General features: G+C 48.7%; 17 protein-coding genes. 8 read left to right on the forward strand and 9 right to left on the reverse strand.

What is annotated here, in order from left to right; genetic code table 11:
• The first annotated feature begins 204 nt into the window (after positions 1 to 204).
• From ACUVQO_RS04695 to rpsU, 5 genes are all read left to right on the forward strand, one after another.
• Positions 205 to 1,479: a valine--pyruvate transaminase gene (locus ACUVQO_RS04695; RefSeq protein WP_445924733.1), complete on the forward strand. Its 1,275-nt coding sequence runs from the start codon at positions 205 to 207 to the stop codon at positions 1,477 to 1,479.
• The gene (gene rimM, locus ACUVQO_RS04700; protein WP_445924734.1) at positions 1,476 to 2,024 is read left to right on the forward strand and encodes a ribosome maturation factor RimM; all 549 of its coding nucleotides are present in this window, start codon (positions 1,476 to 1,478) and stop codon (positions 2,022 to 2,024) included. Before ACUVQO_RS04695 ends, rimM begins: the two co-directional genes overlap by 4 nt.
• A 331-nt stretch (positions 2,025 to 2,355) precedes the next feature.
• The gene (locus ACUVQO_RS04705; protein WP_445924735.1) at positions 2,356 to 4,617 is read left to right on the forward strand and encodes a RelA/SpoT family protein; all 2,262 of its coding nucleotides are present in this window, start codon (positions 2,356 to 2,358) and stop codon (positions 4,615 to 4,617) included.
• Positions 4,618 to 5,208: 591 nt separating this feature from the next.
• On the forward strand, positions 5,209 to 6,501 hold the full coding sequence (locus ACUVQO_RS04710; protein WP_445924736.1) for a hypothetical protein: 1,293 nt from the start codon (positions 5,209 to 5,211) through the stop codon (positions 6,499 to 6,501).
• Between the two features lie 89 nt (positions 6,502 to 6,590).
• Positions 6,591 to 6,770: a 30S ribosomal protein S21 gene (rpsU, locus tag ACUVQO_RS04715; RefSeq protein ID WP_233744072.1), complete on the forward strand. Its 180-nt coding sequence runs from the start codon at positions 6,591 to 6,593 to the stop codon at positions 6,768 to 6,770.
• 260 nt (positions 6,771 to 7,030) lie between these two features.
• Here the strand turns inward: rpsU and purB are convergent, their stop codons facing one another.
• The 3 genes from purB to ACUVQO_RS04730 form a co-directional block, all read right to left on the reverse strand.
• Entirely contained in the window at positions 7,031 to 8,326 is a 1,296-nt protein-coding gene (gene purB, locus ACUVQO_RS04720) for an adenylosuccinate lyase (RefSeq protein ID WP_445924737.1), read from the reverse strand.
• A gap of 72 nt (positions 8,327 to 8,398) precedes the next feature.
• Positions 8,399 to 9,412, reverse strand: a complete 1,014-nt coding sequence (crtR, locus tag ACUVQO_RS04725; protein ID WP_445924738.1) for a beta-carotene hydroxylase — start codon at positions 9,410 to 9,412, stop codon at positions 8,399 to 8,401.
• Positions 9,413 to 9,555: 143 nt separating this feature from the next.
• A complete protein-coding gene (locus ACUVQO_RS04730) occupies positions 9,556 to 10,047 on the reverse strand; it encodes a YajQ family cyclic di-GMP-binding protein (RefSeq protein ID WP_445924739.1) in 492 nt (163 codons plus the stop codon).
• A gap of 148 nt (positions 10,048 to 10,195) precedes the next feature.
• Between ACUVQO_RS04730 and psb35 the strand changes: the two genes are divergently transcribed.
• Positions 10,196 to 10,396 carry a photosystem II assembly protein Psb35 gene (psb35, locus tag ACUVQO_RS04735; protein ID WP_445924740.1) on the forward strand — a complete coding sequence of 67 codons (201 nt, stop codon included), beginning with the start codon at positions 10,196 to 10,198 and terminating at the stop codon, positions 10,394 to 10,396.
• A gap of 172 nt (positions 10,397 to 10,568) precedes the next feature.
• On the opposite strand, the gene ACUVQO_RS04740 is transcribed toward psb35, so the two are convergent.
• The 5 genes from ACUVQO_RS04740 to ACUVQO_RS04760 form a co-directional block, all read right to left on the reverse strand.
• Positions 10,569 to 10,994: a tellurite resistance TerB family protein gene (locus tag ACUVQO_RS04740; protein WP_445924741.1), complete on the reverse strand. Its 426-nt coding sequence runs from the start codon at positions 10,992 to 10,994 to the stop codon at positions 10,569 to 10,571.
• 160 nt (positions 10,995 to 11,154) lie between these two features.
• A complete protein-coding gene (locus tag ACUVQO_RS04745; RefSeq protein WP_445924742.1) occupies positions 11,155 to 11,697 on the reverse strand; it encodes a pentapeptide repeat-containing protein in 543 nt (180 codons plus the stop codon).
• 247 nt (positions 11,698 to 11,944) lie between these two features.
• Positions 11,945 to 12,634 (reverse strand): urease accessory protein UreF, encoded by a 690-nt coding sequence (locus ACUVQO_RS04750; RefSeq protein ID WP_445924743.1) that lies wholly within the window; start codon positions 12,632 to 12,634, stop codon positions 11,945 to 11,947.
• 123 nt (positions 12,635 to 12,757) lie between these two features.
• Positions 12,758 to 12,997, reverse strand: coding sequence for a hypothetical protein (locus tag ACUVQO_RS04755; RefSeq protein WP_445924744.1), 240 nt, complete (start codon positions 12,995 to 12,997; stop codon positions 12,758 to 12,760).
• Positions 12,998 to 12,999: 2 nt separating this feature from the next.
• Positions 13,000 to 13,206 (reverse strand): urease accessory protein UreE, encoded by a 207-nt coding sequence (locus ACUVQO_RS04760; RefSeq protein ID WP_445924745.1) that lies wholly within the window; start codon positions 13,204 to 13,206, stop codon positions 13,000 to 13,002.
• A 392-nt stretch (positions 13,207 to 13,598) separates the two neighbouring features.
• Between ACUVQO_RS04760 and ACUVQO_RS04765 the strand changes: the two genes are divergently transcribed.
• Entirely contained in the window at positions 13,599 to 14,438 is an 840-nt protein-coding gene (locus tag ACUVQO_RS04765; RefSeq protein ID WP_445924746.1) for a carbohydrate ABC transporter permease, read from the forward strand.
• Positions 14,439 to 14,493: 55 nt separating this feature from the next.
• The gene (locus ACUVQO_RS04770; RefSeq protein ID WP_445924747.1) at positions 14,494 to 15,180 is read left to right on the forward strand and encodes an HAD family hydrolase; all 687 of its coding nucleotides are present in this window, start codon (positions 14,494 to 14,496) and stop codon (positions 15,178 to 15,180) included.
• A gap of 83 nt (positions 15,181 to 15,263) precedes the next feature.
• On the opposite strand, the gene nrdJ is transcribed toward ACUVQO_RS04770, so the two are convergent.
• Positions 15,264 to 16,828: ribonucleoside-triphosphate reductase, adenosylcobalamin-dependent (nrdJ, locus tag ACUVQO_RS04775; RefSeq protein WP_445924748.1), on the reverse strand; the 1,565-nt coding region annotated here is incomplete at its 5' end.

Here is a 16,828-nt window from a genome sequence, read left to right on the forward strand (position 1 = left end):
TGCTTGTGTAGCTTGCTGTGTGCTCAGTTAATCACTGTAATGCTCGGACAGGAAATTACTCTGCCCTCAATTGAAGCGACTTTAGGGATGAAAAAAGTTCTTACTGGACAGAACTTTTGCAATGCGCCTCCCTTGATCCCAAACAAGTAGACGATGACGTGATAAGCTTGGCATTCTAGAGAAGTAGTCCATCCTCCCCACACTATGCAGCCTGCCCTAAGTCAAATTGGCCGTGATATGTCTAGCCTGACTGGTGTTCGGGCAATTATGAAAGACATTATTGAAACTTTACGGGCAGGACAGGGAAAAACCTTTATCAATTTGAGTGCAGGTAATCCTTTGATTCTGCCAGAGGTAGAGCAGCTTTGGCGAGACTGTACGGCTAATTTGTTAGCTAGTCCGGAGTACAGCGAGGTGGTCTGCCGCTATGGAGCCAGCCAGGGTTATCAACCGCTGATTGAAGCTGTCGTCAAGGATTTTAACCAGCGGTACGGGTTACAGTTGAGCGATCGCAACATCCTAATTACTCCCGGTAGCCAGAGCCTCTATTTCTACGCCGCTAATGCCTTTGGAGGCTATACCCCCAGTGGCGACTTAAAGAAAATTGTGTTGCCCCTCAGTCCCGACTACACAGGCTACGGTGGCGTGACCCTGACTCCGGAGGCCTTGATTGCCTATCAGCCAACTCTGGATATCGATGCAGCGGCTCATCGATTCAAATATCGTCCCGACTTCAGTCAACTAGACCTTAACGAACAAACGGGATGTATCATCTTCTCGCGTCCCTGCAACCCAACCGGGAATGTACTGACCCAGGACGAAGTGAGAAAGATTGCTGATCTGGCGGCTCCCTTTGATATCCCGGTATTGATTGACTCCGCCTATGCGCCTCCCTTCCCGGCCCTCAATTTTGTAGACATGGAGCCGTTGTTTGGGGGCAATATTCTGCACTGCATGAGCCTCTCCAAAGCCGGATTGCCAGGAGAACGGATTGGGATTGCGATCGGTGATGAGCAACTGATTCAAACTTTAGAATGCTTCCAGACTAACCTTTGTATTCACTCCCCCCGCTACGGACAGGCGATCGCAGCTCGTGCGATCGCGTCGGGTGCCCTGGCCCAAATCGCTGAAACCGTGATTCGTCCCTTCTATCAAAAGAAAGTACAACTTGTGGAGTCAGTGTTGGATCAAGCCATGCCGAAGGACATTCCCTGGTTCTTGCATCGAGGAGAAGGATCGATCTTTTGCTGGCTCTGGCTGGATCAATTACCCCTGCCGGATTGGGAGTTGTATCAGCAACTGAAGCAGGTGGGCGTGATTGTAGTTCCGGGCAGTACCTTCTTCCCCGGATTACGGGAAGACTGGCCACACAAACAGCAGTGCCTCCGCATCAGCCTCACCGGAAGTGATAATGAGATTGAAACCGGAATGCAACGGCTTGCTGACCTGCTCAAGCAAGTTTACATCACGGTACCATGATGGCGGGCTTTATTGAAATTGGCAAAATTGTCGGCGCTCAGGGATTAACTGGGGAGGTGCGAGTTTACTCCAGTTCCGATTTTCCAGAGCGCTTTTTAGAACCGGGACAACGCTGGCTATTACCACCGGGGGCTACCGATCCCCAACTGATCGAACTGGTGAAAGGGCGGTACCTAGAGGGTAAAGGACTGTATGTCGTACAGATTGCTGGCATCACTGATCGCAATCAGGCAGAAGCATTACGAAACAGTGTAGTTCTGGTATCGGAACAGGATCGCCCCTTACTCGAAGAAGACGAGTTTTATATTCTGGATCTGATTGGCCTGGAAGTCTTTGATCAGGCTTCTCAAATGCTGATTGGAACCGTGATCAACGTGCTTTCGGCAGGTAATGATTTGCTGGAAGTACAACGCAATCTGGATCAGACCTCTGATACAGTATCAACCAGGACTGTCTTGATTCCTTTTGTCAAAGCGATCGTACCCGTGGTGGACTTATCCCAGCACCGGATTGAAATCACTCCACCTGCTGGCCTGATTGAATAAGACCGCCAAATTGACCTGGCCGGGTGTAGCAATGCTTGCCCGTATTGCTAAGATATCCGAATAAAAGTTAATTCGCGAAATTCTCGGATAATTCAGCCTGATTCGAGAACGTCAATTTACTGTCAAAGCTACAAATTTGCGGCTCCATGTAGATTAATTAACACTAGCAGCTCGGTTTTCTCAGGGTAAGCGCCTTCTTAACCAGGCTTTATATTCATTTTCTTCATCAAAAATCAGCACCTGACAGGTAAAATCAGCCAATACCTTTCAATACTTTTAATACGAATAGATAATACGAATAGAGCCTCCACCTTCTTTTTCGTTCAATACCATGAACCTCACGGCTCCTGTATCCACTCCTGAATTTGTTGTCCCCGATTGGCTACAAGAGTGCCAGACTAGCCGATTGGGATCTCCAGACTGTAGTGAGTCGGAAAATTTCCGTGCGGACGCAGATCTAATCTGCCGCGCCTTTGACTTTGCTTATCAGCTTCACCAAGGCCAATACCGGGCTTCTGGTGAACCTTACATTATTCATCCGGTTGCCGTTGCTGGCTTATTACGAGATCTGGGCGGTAGCAGTGCCATGATTGCGGCAGGCCTCCTACATGACGTGGTGGAAGACACAGAAGTTACCCCAGAAGAATTAGAGGAGCGATTTGGTAAGGAAGTACGCTTGCTGGTGGAAGGGGTGACCAAACTCTCCAAGTTCAATTTTTCCAGCAAGACAGAACGACAGGCCGAAAATTTCCGACGCATGTTCCTAGCAATGGCCCAGGATATTCGCGTGATTGTTGTTAAGCTGGCCGATCGCCTGCATAATATGCGCACCCTGGAGCATTTACCTGATGCCAAGCGCCGTCAGATTGCTCTGGAAACTCGAGAAATTTTTGCACCCCTGGCCAACCGTCTGGGGATTGGTCGCTTTAAGTGGGAACTGGAAGACCTTGCCTTCAAATACCTGGAGCCGGAAAGTTACCGCGAGATTCAAGACCTGGTGGCGGAAAAACGGGCCGATCGGGAAGCCCGGTTAGAAAACACCGTCGCCACCATGCGGGAGCGCTTAGAACAGGTCGGGATTCAGGTCAACGACATTAGTGGTCGCCCCAAGCATCTCTATGGTATCTACCAAAAAATGCAGCGGCAGCAGAAAGGGTACGAGGAAATCTATGATGTCGCCGCCATCCGGATCATTGTACAGACCAATGAGGAATGTTATCGGGCGCTGGCGATCGTGCATGATATGTTCCGCCCCATTCCCGGTCGCTTCAAAGATTACATTGGTCTGCCAAAACCGAACCGCTATCAGTCTTTACATACCGTCGTCTTTGGTAATACGGGCAGACCCCTGGAAGTGCAAATTCGCACCCTGGAAATGCACCACGTTGCCGAATATGGGATTGCCGCCCACTGGAAATATAAGGAAGCGGGAAATTCCGCCACTCCCTTGACCAAAACAGACGAAAAATTCACCTGGTTACGGCAGTTGCTGGACTGGCAAAGTGATCTGAAAGATGCTCAGGAGTACCTGGAAAGCATCAAAGATGACCTGTTTGATGGCGAGGTTTACGTCTTTACGCCTCAAGGTGATGTTGTGTCCTTAGGCCGCGGATCAACCCCTGTTGATTTTGCTTACCGGATTCATACTGAAGTGGGTAATCACTGTGCGGGTGCTCGCGTGAATGGCCGCATGGTAACTCTCGACACTCCCTTAAAGAATGGCGACATTGTTGAAATTCTGACGCAGAAAAACTCCCATCCCAGCTTGGACTGGCTGAACTTTACAGTTACAAATGGTGCCCGCAACCGAATTCGCCAATGGTATAAGCGATCGTGTCGAGAAGAAAATATTGCTCGCGGACGGGAAATGCTGGAGCGAGAGTTAGGCAAGAATGGGTTTGAAGCCTTACTGAAGTCTGCTCCTATGCAGGCTACAGTAGAGCGCTGTAATTACCATAGCGTGGAAGATTTGTTGGCCGCTTTGGGATATGGCGAGGTAACGCTGAATCTTACTGTCAACCGCCTACGAGAAGCCGTCAAAGCCCAGCAGCCGATCGCGCCCGATCCGCAAGTGCTGCTTCCTCCACCCACCCCTGCCAAAGCGTTACTGGCACCTCCAGCGAACAAATCTCCGATCGCTGGAGTTGAAGGGTTGCTTTACCATCTGGCCGGCTGTTGTACCCCAGTGCCGGGAGAAGCAATTATCGGCGTAGTCACGAAAGGCAATCGCGGCATTTCCATTCATCGGCAGGGCTGCCCCAATGTAGAGCAGATTCCTGGAGATCGGCTGGTGCCCGTCAGTTGGAATCCGCAAACTCAGGATGGGGGTCGTCCCCAAACCTATCCTGTTGATATTCAGATTGAAGTGATCGATCGGGTGGGGGTTCTCAAAGATATTCTTTCCCGCCTGACAGACAACAACATCAACATCCGCAATGCTCAAGTAAGAACCTTCCCCGATCAGACCGCCGTGATCGATCTTGGCATTGATATTCGAGATCACGCTCAGTTGGAACGAACCTTTACTCAAATTAAAAAATTAAGTGATGTGCTCAACTTACGTCGCTTGATTCAAACCGAGGACAATAAATAAATCCAGTAATAATATTAAACTTGAAAATAGCCTTTTTTCTCCAAAAAACGAAAATAAATGATCGCAAAAATTATCTATCAGACACAACGAAATTATAAAAACTGAGGGTTGAGGGGTTTGATTACTCTCCAAGCCTGAACTGCATCACAAGCAGGGCAACTGAAGGTGTCCTGGAAAACACTGCAAATTTTCTGTTAAGTGAAGTCATCCAAGTAGGGTTTCAATGTGTTTTCCTGGTGAAGCAGCCGAAAATTACCTGGAAGCATCTTGGTTCCCTTGAAGAAGCACATAGGCGCTGAAAAAATACATTCTACAGTAAACCAATAAAGTAAAAATTCGGCAAAGCAACTTTTGTAAGTGACCAAAATCACACCTGGCCAACTATGATTTTGATTAGTATCATTTTTACCTTGTGGTACGAGTTCTCAAGCACTTCTAGTGCCACTCCTTAGTTTAAATAAGGCCTCCCATCGTCACTTCATAATTGTTTGACTTCCTATTAGAATTGGAACCGGGCTATTTACGGTCAACATCCAGGAGGTTCAAAGTATCAAAAATTACTATTCCTGAATTTTGGGATTTTCTACCACCGTGAGTACTTGGACAACCCATTACGCTAGACACATCGAACAAGAGGAGCAGCAACTATACGATCACTGGCTGCAGCTTGTGCAATCTGAATCCCCCAGCCAGTTGGTAGATCGCTTTCGATTACTCTTTATTGAAGGAAATGAATATCCAGATGAGGAGATTGCAGCGGCGCTTGATGCGATCGTCCTGCTTAAGACCGCCAATCAGGAGTTCCGCTTTGTCCTCAATCGCTGTTGTCATATCTTGATCAACCGCTGGCAGGCCCGTCCTCAGTATCAGGCTTATATTCCAGTATTGATTCAACTATTTGAGAGTACGCCGTCTTTTCGGTCGGTAAAGGATCTGGCCCGTTCTAAGTCCGCCCGACGATTGCGAGAGCTTGTCAAAGATTTTGTTGAAACTGAACAGTACATCACCTTGAGGCGACTGGCACAGGTGATTAGTGCAGCCCATGATAACGATCGTCCTGCCGGAACGGAGCCGCTCAGTAGCTTAATCCCCAGATATCCCTACCTGTACGATCATTGCCTGCTGGCGGAAGGAAGTACCTATGAACAACAACAAACCATTCGGCAACTGAAGTCACGAGCGCAACGCAAGTACGAAATTGATCTGTCGCAGTTTGTAACGTATCAGGTGCGGCGATCGCAACTCTCCCAGAGTAACCTTCTAGATACTGCCAGTCGCATCTTACAACCAGCCAAAAATCCCACGCTCCTCAGCGATCAGGAACTTTGTAAAGCACTGAAACACTTTGCAGGTAAATCTCAAGGCTCTTACACCTATCGGGATCTAGCGAGGTGTTTCTTAACTCATAGCGCTCAAACCCCCTCTTTCCAATCCTTCAAGGACGATCTCTACCAATACATCACGGCTTCGGTTGATCCAGAGTACGGAAAACGCCAGTTTAACAATCAACTCTATACTCAGCTAAAAAATACCCTACCCGAAAGCAACTCCCAAAAGCTGAATGATTTTTTACTCGTGAGAACCTGTAGCCAGTTATTAAACTTCTTGGTCGTTGAAAGTTCTCAGCAACCCAGCCACTTCGTGTTTATTGATCTGCTGGCGAATCTTGGGCCAACTTTAACCACTGGCCTACTGCTGAAGATTATTCTGATTTGTCGTAAAGTAAAGCCTCATTTAGAAAAACGCTTCTCGATTCTCTTCAATCATTACGAATCTTATAAGCGCGAAGCGGTGCAATGGCTGATTTATGCCATGGAACATCTAAACTTAGCTTTAAGCACCAACTTTAGTACCCTTGATCTCTCATTTATCAGTCAGTGGTAAGGTCAAAAGGATCAGATCCCCTGTCCGGGGTCAGGAGTGAAATGATAAATTAGTGAAACACCATTAGTTCATTGGAGAGAACATTTCGGATGACCCAGGTAGTTCTTGGCGAAAACGAGGGAATTGATTCAGCCCTTCGGAGATTTAAGCGGCAGGTTTCCAAAGCTGGAATCCTGGCAGATGTGAGGTCTCATCGTCATTTTGAGACTCCACTGGAAAAGCGCAAACGGAAAGCCGTCGTCGCTCGGCGTAAGAGACGCTATAGCTAAACTTAATTCTTTAAAAAACTTAAAGGTTGCCGTTACCACTAGGATTATGAATTTTAACAACTCGATCGCTTTTCCGGTGTTGTTTAGTGCATAATCCCGAATCAATGGCTACCTCTGTGATAAGGGTGGAGACTTTTCGTTAAGTGTCCACCCGGTTTTAGTTTATGGTCAGAACTTCAAGATGCTTTAATATGGCTACAAACTGTAAGCACCATAGCTCGTCTTTCCCTGTTCCATGACAATTGCGTAGCGCATTGCAGCTAAATCCCTAAGCGTTGATAGATTTGATCGAGGTTTCGCAGGTGGAGTTGGGGATCAAAGCAGATGGCAATTTCTTCAGGGGAGAGTTTTGCAGTCACGCGAGGATCACGTTCAATCAGAGATCGGAAATTGCCATCGTCTTTATTCCAGGCAGCATGAGCACAGGATTGGACGATCTCATACGCCTCCTCCCGCTTCAGTCCCTTTTCCACCAGAGCTAGCATCACTCGTTGACTGAATATCACACCACCATACACATTCATATTGCGGGCCATATTGTCGGGATAGACCAGTAGATGCTTCACTAAATCCGTAATCTCTACCAGCATGAAGTGGGTAAGAATACAGGCATCGGGCAGAGCAACTCGTTCGACAGAACTGTGGGAAATATCACGCTCGTGCCAGAGAGCTACGTTTTCAACTCCTGATACGGCATAGCCTCGCACCAGACGGGCCATTCCAGTTAACCGCTCGGAGCGAATCGGATTGCGTTTGTGGGGCATGGCAGAGGAGCCTTTTTGCCCTTTAGAAAAGAATTCCTCTACCTCCAGGACATCGGTACGTTGCAGATTGCGAATTTCGACAGCGAACCGTTCAATCGAAGCCGTCAGTAGGGCCAGCCCATTAAAGAAGTTGGCGTGACGATCGCGGGAAATCACCTGAGTCGAGGCACAATCTGGCTGCAAGCCCAATTTTTGACAGGCAATCGCCTCAATCTGAGGATCAATATTGGCGTAAGTTCCTACTGCACCAGAAATTTTGCCCACCGCAATTTCTTGTTGCAGGTAACACAGGCGATCGCGGTGCCGCAACACCTCCGCCAACCACCCTGCTAACTTGAAGCCAAAGGTAATTGGTTCTGCATGAATGCCATGCGATCGGCCAATCATCACTGTATTGCGATGCTGCTGGGCCTGGTAGCGAATAGCCTGAATCAGCGCTTCCAATTGACTCATGATGACATCCAGACTGGCTACCATTTGCAGCGCCAGAGCTGTATCTAACATATCTGAACTGGTCATTCCCAGATGGATATAGCGACCCGCATCTCCCACGTATTCATTCACATTGGTGAGAAAGGCAATGACATCGTGCTTAACTTCTTTCTCAATTTCCAGCACCCGTTGCGGGTCAAAGTTCGCCTTGGCCTTAATTTCTGCCACTGCCTCAGCAGGAATATAACCTAATTCGGCCTGTGCTTCACAGACTGCAATTTCAACTTGCAGCCAGGTCTTCAATTTGTAAGTATCCGTCCACAATTCGCCCATTTCGGGCAGGGTATACCGCTCAATCAACGTTCGTGTCGCCCAACACAACCGTCCTATTTTACCAGGGAGAACGGACGCATTCCTTGAGCATTCCTGTTCCTAAGCAGCGAGAGTCTCCTCTGAAGGGTCAGACTCAACTTGAGTGGAAATGACTTCAGAGGACTGCCCCCCTACCACAGAGCCAGGATTGGCTTCTGCAGCTTCTTCAGTTTTTGACAAGCGCTCTGAATCTTGAGTGCGAGAGAAACGAATACCAATCAGGATATCGTAGAGAAAGCCGAAAAAATCTTTTGGGCTTTTCAGAATACCGAGGGACTGATGGGAGCCTTTTTCATCTAGCAAGGGTTTTACCTGATAATAAGCCTCCTGGTACTTGTACCAGGGAATGGAGGGCCACAGGTGATGGATCAGGTGATAATTTTGGCCACCGATCAGCAGGTTAAGGATGCGACTGGGATAAACGCGGGCATTGAGCCAGCGATCGCGTTCCTGAAACGGACGATGTGGCAGGTAATCAAAAAACAGGCCCAGCATCAGCCCAACAATCGCTAGGGGCACAAACCAGAAGTTAAACACATACCCCAGAAAGCCGTACTGCGCCCCTAGATACACAATCAGGCCAACGATCGCCCGTCCAATAAGCCACTCTAGCAGCTCAAATTTGCGCCAGAGACGCCGCTGAAAAAAGAAAATTTCGTGATAGAAAAAGCGGGCATTAATCAGCCAGAGCGGACCTAAGGTAGATACCACATGATCCGGATCGTTTTTGGGATCATTAACATTGGCATGGTGTTGCATATGCACCCGTGTAAAGACGGGAAAGGAGAAGCCCAACATCAAAGCGCTACCATGCCCCAACAGGGCATTAATAATACGGTTGCGGTGGGCCGCATTGTGGCAGGCATCGTGAATCACCGTCCCCACCATGTGGAGGGCAATCACATTCATGATGAAGCAGCACCAGTCAACCCAATGCCAGCGAAAAAAGCCGACGGTAGAGATAGTTGCGATCGCCACTGCTGCCAAAAACATGAGCAATGTGGGATTAAAAAACTCCTCCGGAGGACGCATCAATTCTTTTGAAGCCGTCAGGGATCTCCCTGCCACCGCCATCGATTTCTTACTCCTGCTAACCACAACGGGTAGTATACGACACCTGCAATACCCCAATAAAGTTTTGTTAAACCTGCGATCGCAAGAGACTTTCTCTAATGGCATGAAATCTAACTACCCCCTGCCTCTAGCGATCGCTCCGATCAGCGATAATTTGTAAATTGCAGAGCGGCTGGATAATCTTCCTGCTTCAAACGCTGAATCACTGCTTGCAGATCATCTTTCGATTTTGCCGTCACCCGCACTGCATCTCCCTGAATCGACCCCTGCACTTTTTTAAATTCATCTCGAATCAGCTTCGTAATTTGTTTGGCTAGTTCCTGGCTGATTCCCTTCCGTAATGTAATTTCCTGACGTACCCGGTTGCCGCTGGCCGTTTCTACCTTTCCATAATCAAAAATTTTGAGGGACAGGTTGCGCTTAACCGCCTTGGTTTGAATCAGGCAATTGACGGCATCCAAAGTAAATTCACTATCAGTGTTGATAATGATGCTTTTATCACCCAATTCCACAGTGGTTTTGGTATCTTTCAGGTCGTATCGGCTTTGAATTTCCCGTTGAGCCTGGTCTAAAGCGTTCACCAGTTCCTGACGATCGAAATCGCTCACAATGTCAAAAGAGTATGTTGAGGCCATAGGTTGAAGAAAGTTTAGATGTTAAAGGATGATTATCTTCCGGGTGGAGGAGTCGGGGTTCCATCTCGTTGCGGATGAAATCACCTGGCTCAACCCTCTATCCTGTTCATTATTCGTCAAAAAGTTAAATATTTGAAGGAGTTGCGTAATGAACCTACTCATGGCAGTGACTGAATCTACAGGCCCCCATTTTCCCTATGCATTTACGGCAGTTTATGTGATCGGCTTTATTGCAGCGGTCAGTATCGGCTCGATCGCCTGGTACAACTCCAAACGGCCTGTAGGTTGGGAAGATAAAAAACGCCCCGACTTCATTCCAGAGGTGGATGGAAAGAATCCTGGTGTATAGGGAAGTCAATCGGTAACAGTAACCCTTGGATGGGGCTGTCCCTGGTCATTGGGGTAGTTTCCTGGATGTGAGATCAGCCCTTCCCCGCCTCCCTGCACTGGTAGGCAAACAGGCTTCGATGAGATCCCCTCTCCGAAACGGGGAGGGGTTTTAAGGTGATGGCCTGATCAGGCTATTCCAGTTTAGAAACCCAGCGCTGGTAGAGATTGCGAATGGCTGTGATCATCGTGTTACTGGCCTGTTCAGGGTTTTTGTTAGCAGGATCGATCATCTGCAGGGTTTGCAACAGTTTAGCTTCCTCGCTGTCTACGCAGCCATCGCTATAAATTAAGGCACTGATGGCTTCCAATAGCTGCTGACAGGCTTCAGATGTAGGCCGATCGCCCAAATAATCTTTTAACCAGGCATAGCATTCGGCTTGGGAAACCCCTTTCAATTCATACAGCAAGGGATAAATATCTGGTTCCTGGTCTACCCCTTTTCCTTTCGCAATCCGGTGTAAATACTCTCGTTCCTCCGGTTGAATCTTGCCATCAATCCAGGCTGCTCCGATCAAGATTTTGATCAGGTTCTTGACCGTGGGATTCGCAGTTTTCATGGCTCCCCCCTCCTGTTCATATTCAAGATAGTTTGGGTTTCAGTTCGGTAAGAGCACTTCAGACAAGACTCATTGGCCTTGATAGAACTAATACCTCATATCCATTACGATAAGTCAGATTTTATAGAGACGAAGAAAAATAGGTATAAGTTTTAGGGTTTTAGGGTTGCTCACCGTCGTGGCGATATCCGTCTGGAAGAACTGTTGTCTGGCTGACTCGAGCCCCTGTGAGGTTAACATTCTGCGCTCGAAAAAAGCTTGCTCCCTCTAATTCAGCTTCGGCTAAATTCGCTCCTTCCAAATTCGCTCTGTTCAGGTTGGCACGGTGTAGATCGCAACAGGCAAGGTTGGCATAACACAGATCTGCGCCTTGCAAATTAGCATTGGTCAGGTCAGCCCCCGAAAGATTGGCAAAGCGTAAGTTTGCCCTGGATAGATTTGCTCCTTGAAGATCCGCTTTGGATAAATTCACCTGATATAACTCACAATCACTCAATTCAGCATTGTGTAAGATAGCGGATTGAAAATCGACCTGACTTAAATTGGCGTAGGGTAAGTGGCTATTGGATAGATCGCTATTCGCTAAATCCGCCTGGGCCAGATTGGCTTCAAATAAATACCCGCCACTCAGGTCTACCCCTCTAAAATCCCGTTTTCCTGCTTGATATTGACTAATAATTTCTTCCGGACTTAATCTCTGCATCCTGACAAATTTATAGGTATTCAGTTTTAATCTTAAAAAGGAATTTACAAAAGACTGACAGTAATCTACGGTTACTGTCAATAGTTTTCAGTACTGTTTAGTTACAGCCAGAGCGTTACCTATTAGCCCAATGACAAAATCCACTTTCACAAGGTAAAGCAATGTAAAGGCAAGTTAGATTTTCTTAACTTTTTCTTTCGTTAATCTTAGCTAATCAAACAGATTAGTTTTCTTAAACAGTTCTATGCTAGCTCCGGAATAGGCGACTGTATTGGCATTCATGCGCCATACTAGCCAGCGCCAAACCCCAACCACACGAGTCTAATTCATCATCTGGCAGCCGTAAAATGTCGTCGATCGCCGCTTGTAAGGGAACTTGTAAAGTCAACAGCAGCTGTTGCCCAGCCGTTTGCCCTAATGGAATGAGCTTCACTCCGGCACTGACTAAATTACTGGCCCAACTGTGGAGATAACCCAGTAAGGCGGACTGCATATCAATTTGCCAGGTGGCCGCCCCGATCGCATAGGCGATCGCAAAATTGCAGCCCTCCTCTTGTAGCAATCGCTGGTAGTCGGGATCAAATTGAAGAGATGGCTCTAAATCGCAAAGCAAACGCAGCAGCGATCGGCCCATTTGCCAACTTTGCAGACGTAACTCTTCAGTCTCTCGTACGGCTGATAGCCATTGGTTCCAGGTTCTTAAAGCAGCCCGATCTTGGGTTGTTACAGTCTGATATGCCCGTACCATCACAGCCGCTTCCAAGCGAATCGCTCCACATCTCAATTCCTGGATCAGCCAGTGCTCTAAAGCTGCCAGATTGTTGACCTGCCCCCTGTCTACTAGTGATTCCAACCCCTCTGAATAGCTATAAGCTCCTACAGGTAAAGCTGGACTGGCTAGTTGTAACAGGTGGAGGAGTGCTGAAGGATTGGTCATGGGATGAAGGGAAGTGGGTCATTCGTCATTTGTCATCCACTATGCATCCTTTACAAGAGAGAGGATGAACAGGTAGTTGGTTGAGATAATCTCAGACCTCCATCAATGAATGACCAACAACTTTTAATGAGAATGTCCATAGGCTCCGATTTCGGGCTGAAATGGCTGAATTTCTGCAATCACCTGCAAGCCGCGATGTTCTAACAAATGCTGTAAGACGGGATCGTGAGCAAGCCGCAAATAGGTAGATGCAATCTCCAGGGAAACGTGGCGATTACCGAGATGATAAGCCGCTTGTAGTAGGGCGAGTGGGGAGTCAGCCGTAACGGTCAACACAGGTTCAGGTTTAGCCACGACCCGCACAGTTATTCCATCGTCCGACGCAACCAATCCCCGTTCTGCAATACCGTTCCCCGGGGCAGATGCAGGTAAACAGGTTGCCCCTCGGCAGTTTCAAACCGATGGCGTGATCGTGTCCGCTCTTCAGCCGTCAGAGATAAAGTCAGGGCAGGCGTTTCCTGAACAGGTTGAGTAACCCGTTGAGTCAATGTGGGAATAGCAGAGGATTTCATAAATCCAGCCGTGGTTGTTTGTTCTCAATTTATCGCTCTTCCATCACCTTAGCCACGGGAATAATGATTTGCTGAAACAAGCCAGGGACAGCAAGAGGGTAGTCCCAGAATAGGCCCCACTTCAGCCTGGAAATTTTCTCAGTTTGGTAAGCTTGTATTACCAGGGTTTCTAATCACCCTGGCGACCGCAGTCGCGGCTATCCGGAGAAAACCTGCCGACGCAGGTTACTGAAAAGCTTGATTTTACTGAGTCTGCGTCGGCAGATTTGGTGAGTGTAGTCGCGGTTTTAACAACCGCCAGATACTTTTAAAACGCCGTCTAAAATATTACAGGCGAGGCGATCGAGATTAAGAAATATGCAAGAATCCTAGCATCTGTATTGCCTTGTTCTATGCAGCACAAATCCCTGTCCCCCGTCTGGCGTAAAGTGTGGACCTATGCCCTGCTGGGAGCGATCGCTGTTGCGATGCTCATTCCGCTAGTCTGGCTGATCAGCACCTCGCTGAAATCGCCAGCGGAAGACATTTTTCAGTTTCCGCCCCAGTTCCTGCCTAGTCAGCCCACACTGCAGAACTTTGCCACGGTTTGGAAGACGCATCCCTTTGGGCGTTATCTGGTGAACAGTGTGATTGTGTCTGTATTGACCGTTGTGCTGAATCTGCTGTTCTGTTCCCTGGCCGCCTATCCGCTGGCCCGATTAGATTTCAAGGGTAAAGATGCGATCTTTACAGCGATTGTGGCGACAATCATGATTCCGTTTCAGATTGTCATGATTCCGCTCTACATCCTGGCAGTACAACTGGGATTGCGGAATACCTATCTGGGGCTGATTTTCCCCGCGATCGCGTCTGCCTTTGGGATCTTCCTATTACGACAGGCGTTTCAGGGAGTTCCCAAAGAGTTGGAAGAAGCCGCCCGAATTGATGGCTGTACTGAATTAGGCATCTGGTGGTATGTCATGCTTCCTTCCATTCGTCCGGCACTCGTAACCTTAGCCATCTTCGTCTTTATTGGCTCCTGGAGCGATTTTCTCTGGCCTCTAATTATTCTGGATCGGCCTGAATACTACACCTTACCCTTAGGAGTCGCTACCTTAGCGGGCACCTTCTCCCTGGACTGGCGGTTGATCGCAGCAGGATCGGTGATTTCGATCGCCCCCATCCTGTTGTTTTTCGTGCTCATGCAGCGGTATGTAGTACCGACTGAAGCAAGCAGTGGCGTAAAAGGATAGTTACATTTCTTCATGCTCCCTGCTAAAGTGGACTCAAACGTACCTGGAAGATGTCATGCTGACTGCACTGTTATTTGACCTGGATGGCACGCTGGCTGATACTGACCCAATCCATTTCCGCACCTGGAAAGATATCCTGCAACAGTACGGCCTGAACATCGATCGTGCCTTCTATGAGCAGCACTTCAGCGGTCGATTAAATGCGGTGATCGTCGGGGATTTGCTACCTGAGTTATCTCCAGAGGCCGGCGAGCAACTCAGTTGGCAGAAGGAAGCAGAATTTCGCAGACGAGCAGTGGGAGAACTGAAACCGATGGCAGGTTTGTCAGACCTGCTCACCTGGGCAACAGAACAGCACTTGAAACAGGCTGTTGTCACTAATGCTCCTGCTGAAAATGCTGAATTTATGCTAGATGTTTTAGGACTCAGGAACCAGTTTGAAACTGTGATTCTGGCAGAAGCATTGGCACGAGGTAAGCCTGATCCCCTGCCTTATCAGGTGGCATTGGAGCGATTGGGGCTACCTGCAGCAGGCGCGATCGCCTTTGAAGACTCCCCGTCAGGAGTCCGTTCTGCTGTTGCGGCTGGAATTCTAACGGTGGGGATTGCATCTACCCACCCACCAGATGTGCTTTACAAGCTAGGGGCTACTCTAGTCATTCCCAACTTTGCCGATCCCCGATTAAATGATCTTCTGAAGTTCTCCTTTTCACCTGAAGCCGTGGTGCGATCGGGGCTTTGAACAGGTAGAGCAGGTAAGGGGATAAGGGTAAGATGAGACGCAAGCAGTAATCAGATGATTGCTTCGTCCCATCATCCTCATCATCACGCTTTCGTGTCCGGCAGCATACACTTGTCGCTATCGCATCCGGCCGGCCCTTCCGCCACACTAAAACCCATGTCATAGCGACTGAGCGCCGCATAGAAGTCACTCGTGCGTTGACGGGTTTGCACCTCTTGTTGTAGGCGATCGAACGTTGCTTTGTTGATCTTCTCAAAGGGCAGCCGCGGGAAGGGGGCATCAAACCGGGCCAGCAGTGCCGCACTGATGTAACCTTCATCGTTAGCGATCGCTTGATAAATCCGGTGGGCCAGGGGTTCCACTTCGGCTTCCGTCAGTTCGATTGTGGCGCTGGTGTTGTGAGCCGTGTAATACTTCTGCACCTGCATATAGAAATCAAACTGAGCCAGGGCAGAGAATTTTTCGATGGCGATCGTGTCGGCTCCCGGCAGGTTGGCCCAGGAGACTTCTACGGGAATTTCCACTAGCCATTCGGTACAGCGGGAATCAAAGGGATCATTGAGCAAATTGCCCTGCTCATCTTTATCTGACTGGGAGGGAACCACGTTGTAACCGTAATCGATGCAGGCCAGAGCCACCGGATCGTTCTTCCGGAAGGTAATCCGGCGAATGAACCGTTGCGCTTTGGGCGGATGCCATCCTGGACTGGCTCCCGTGAGCAGAGATTTGGTGCCTGCAGGTTGCACGGTCGTACAGCGATTGGGGCGCTTGAGGCCGTGGCGATCGCAGTAGTCCCACACCACCCGATGCACAATCTCTTTCCAGTAGCTAAGGTATTCCTGTTCCCGCTGCTTAAACTTCAAGCCAGTGACGGTATCAGGTCGTCCGGCTTCCCACCAGTGCAGCCACTCGACTCCGAAGGCATGAACAAAAAAGTCGAAGAGTCCGGTGAAGGAAACGCCGACGATCGGATCCAGATCCCGAGATTTTTGATAACGCGGTTCCGTAAAGTGATGGTTCAGCAGTGCCGCAACCGACAGCGCACCTGCCGTAAATGCCGACTCCTGATCCTTCATGTTCCGAGGATCAATTTGGTTCAGATGAATCTCAGATAAGTTACAGTGGAAATCTTCACCCAATATTTCTCCGCAGGGATTTAATCCATATCGACCCAGCCGATGCTTCAATTCATCCACTGTCATCTCTGGATGAGAGCTACGTAACCAAGCATCCGCACTTCCTTGATTGTAAGCCTGCAAAAATTCAGCCTTGAGTTCCGGAGTGTTGAGCAGGTCAGAGTTGGAGCGGGCGATCGCTTCTGGAGCATACTGAATCGCCCCTTCCCCGGAGTAGAATTGTTTCCGCACCGCATCAATACATTCCTGCTCCGTCGGCTTGTGATGATACACCCGTGTATGGTTCGCCATCCGCAGAGCATCCCGCTCTGGATCAATGTGCCAGTTGCCATTTGCATCCTGCTGCCAGAGATTATCCTTGGCAACTGCAAACGCCGCATCCTCACTGTTCCCCTGACGCATCCCCGCACTGTTATGAGTTAGGTAGCCATCACAGTAAAAACAATGGGCTTCTTCTACCTCAATGTCGTAGGTTTGCACATGGTCATAGCTGCCCAATCCCTTAACCGTTA

The organism is Leptodesmis sp. (assembly GCF_052746595.1).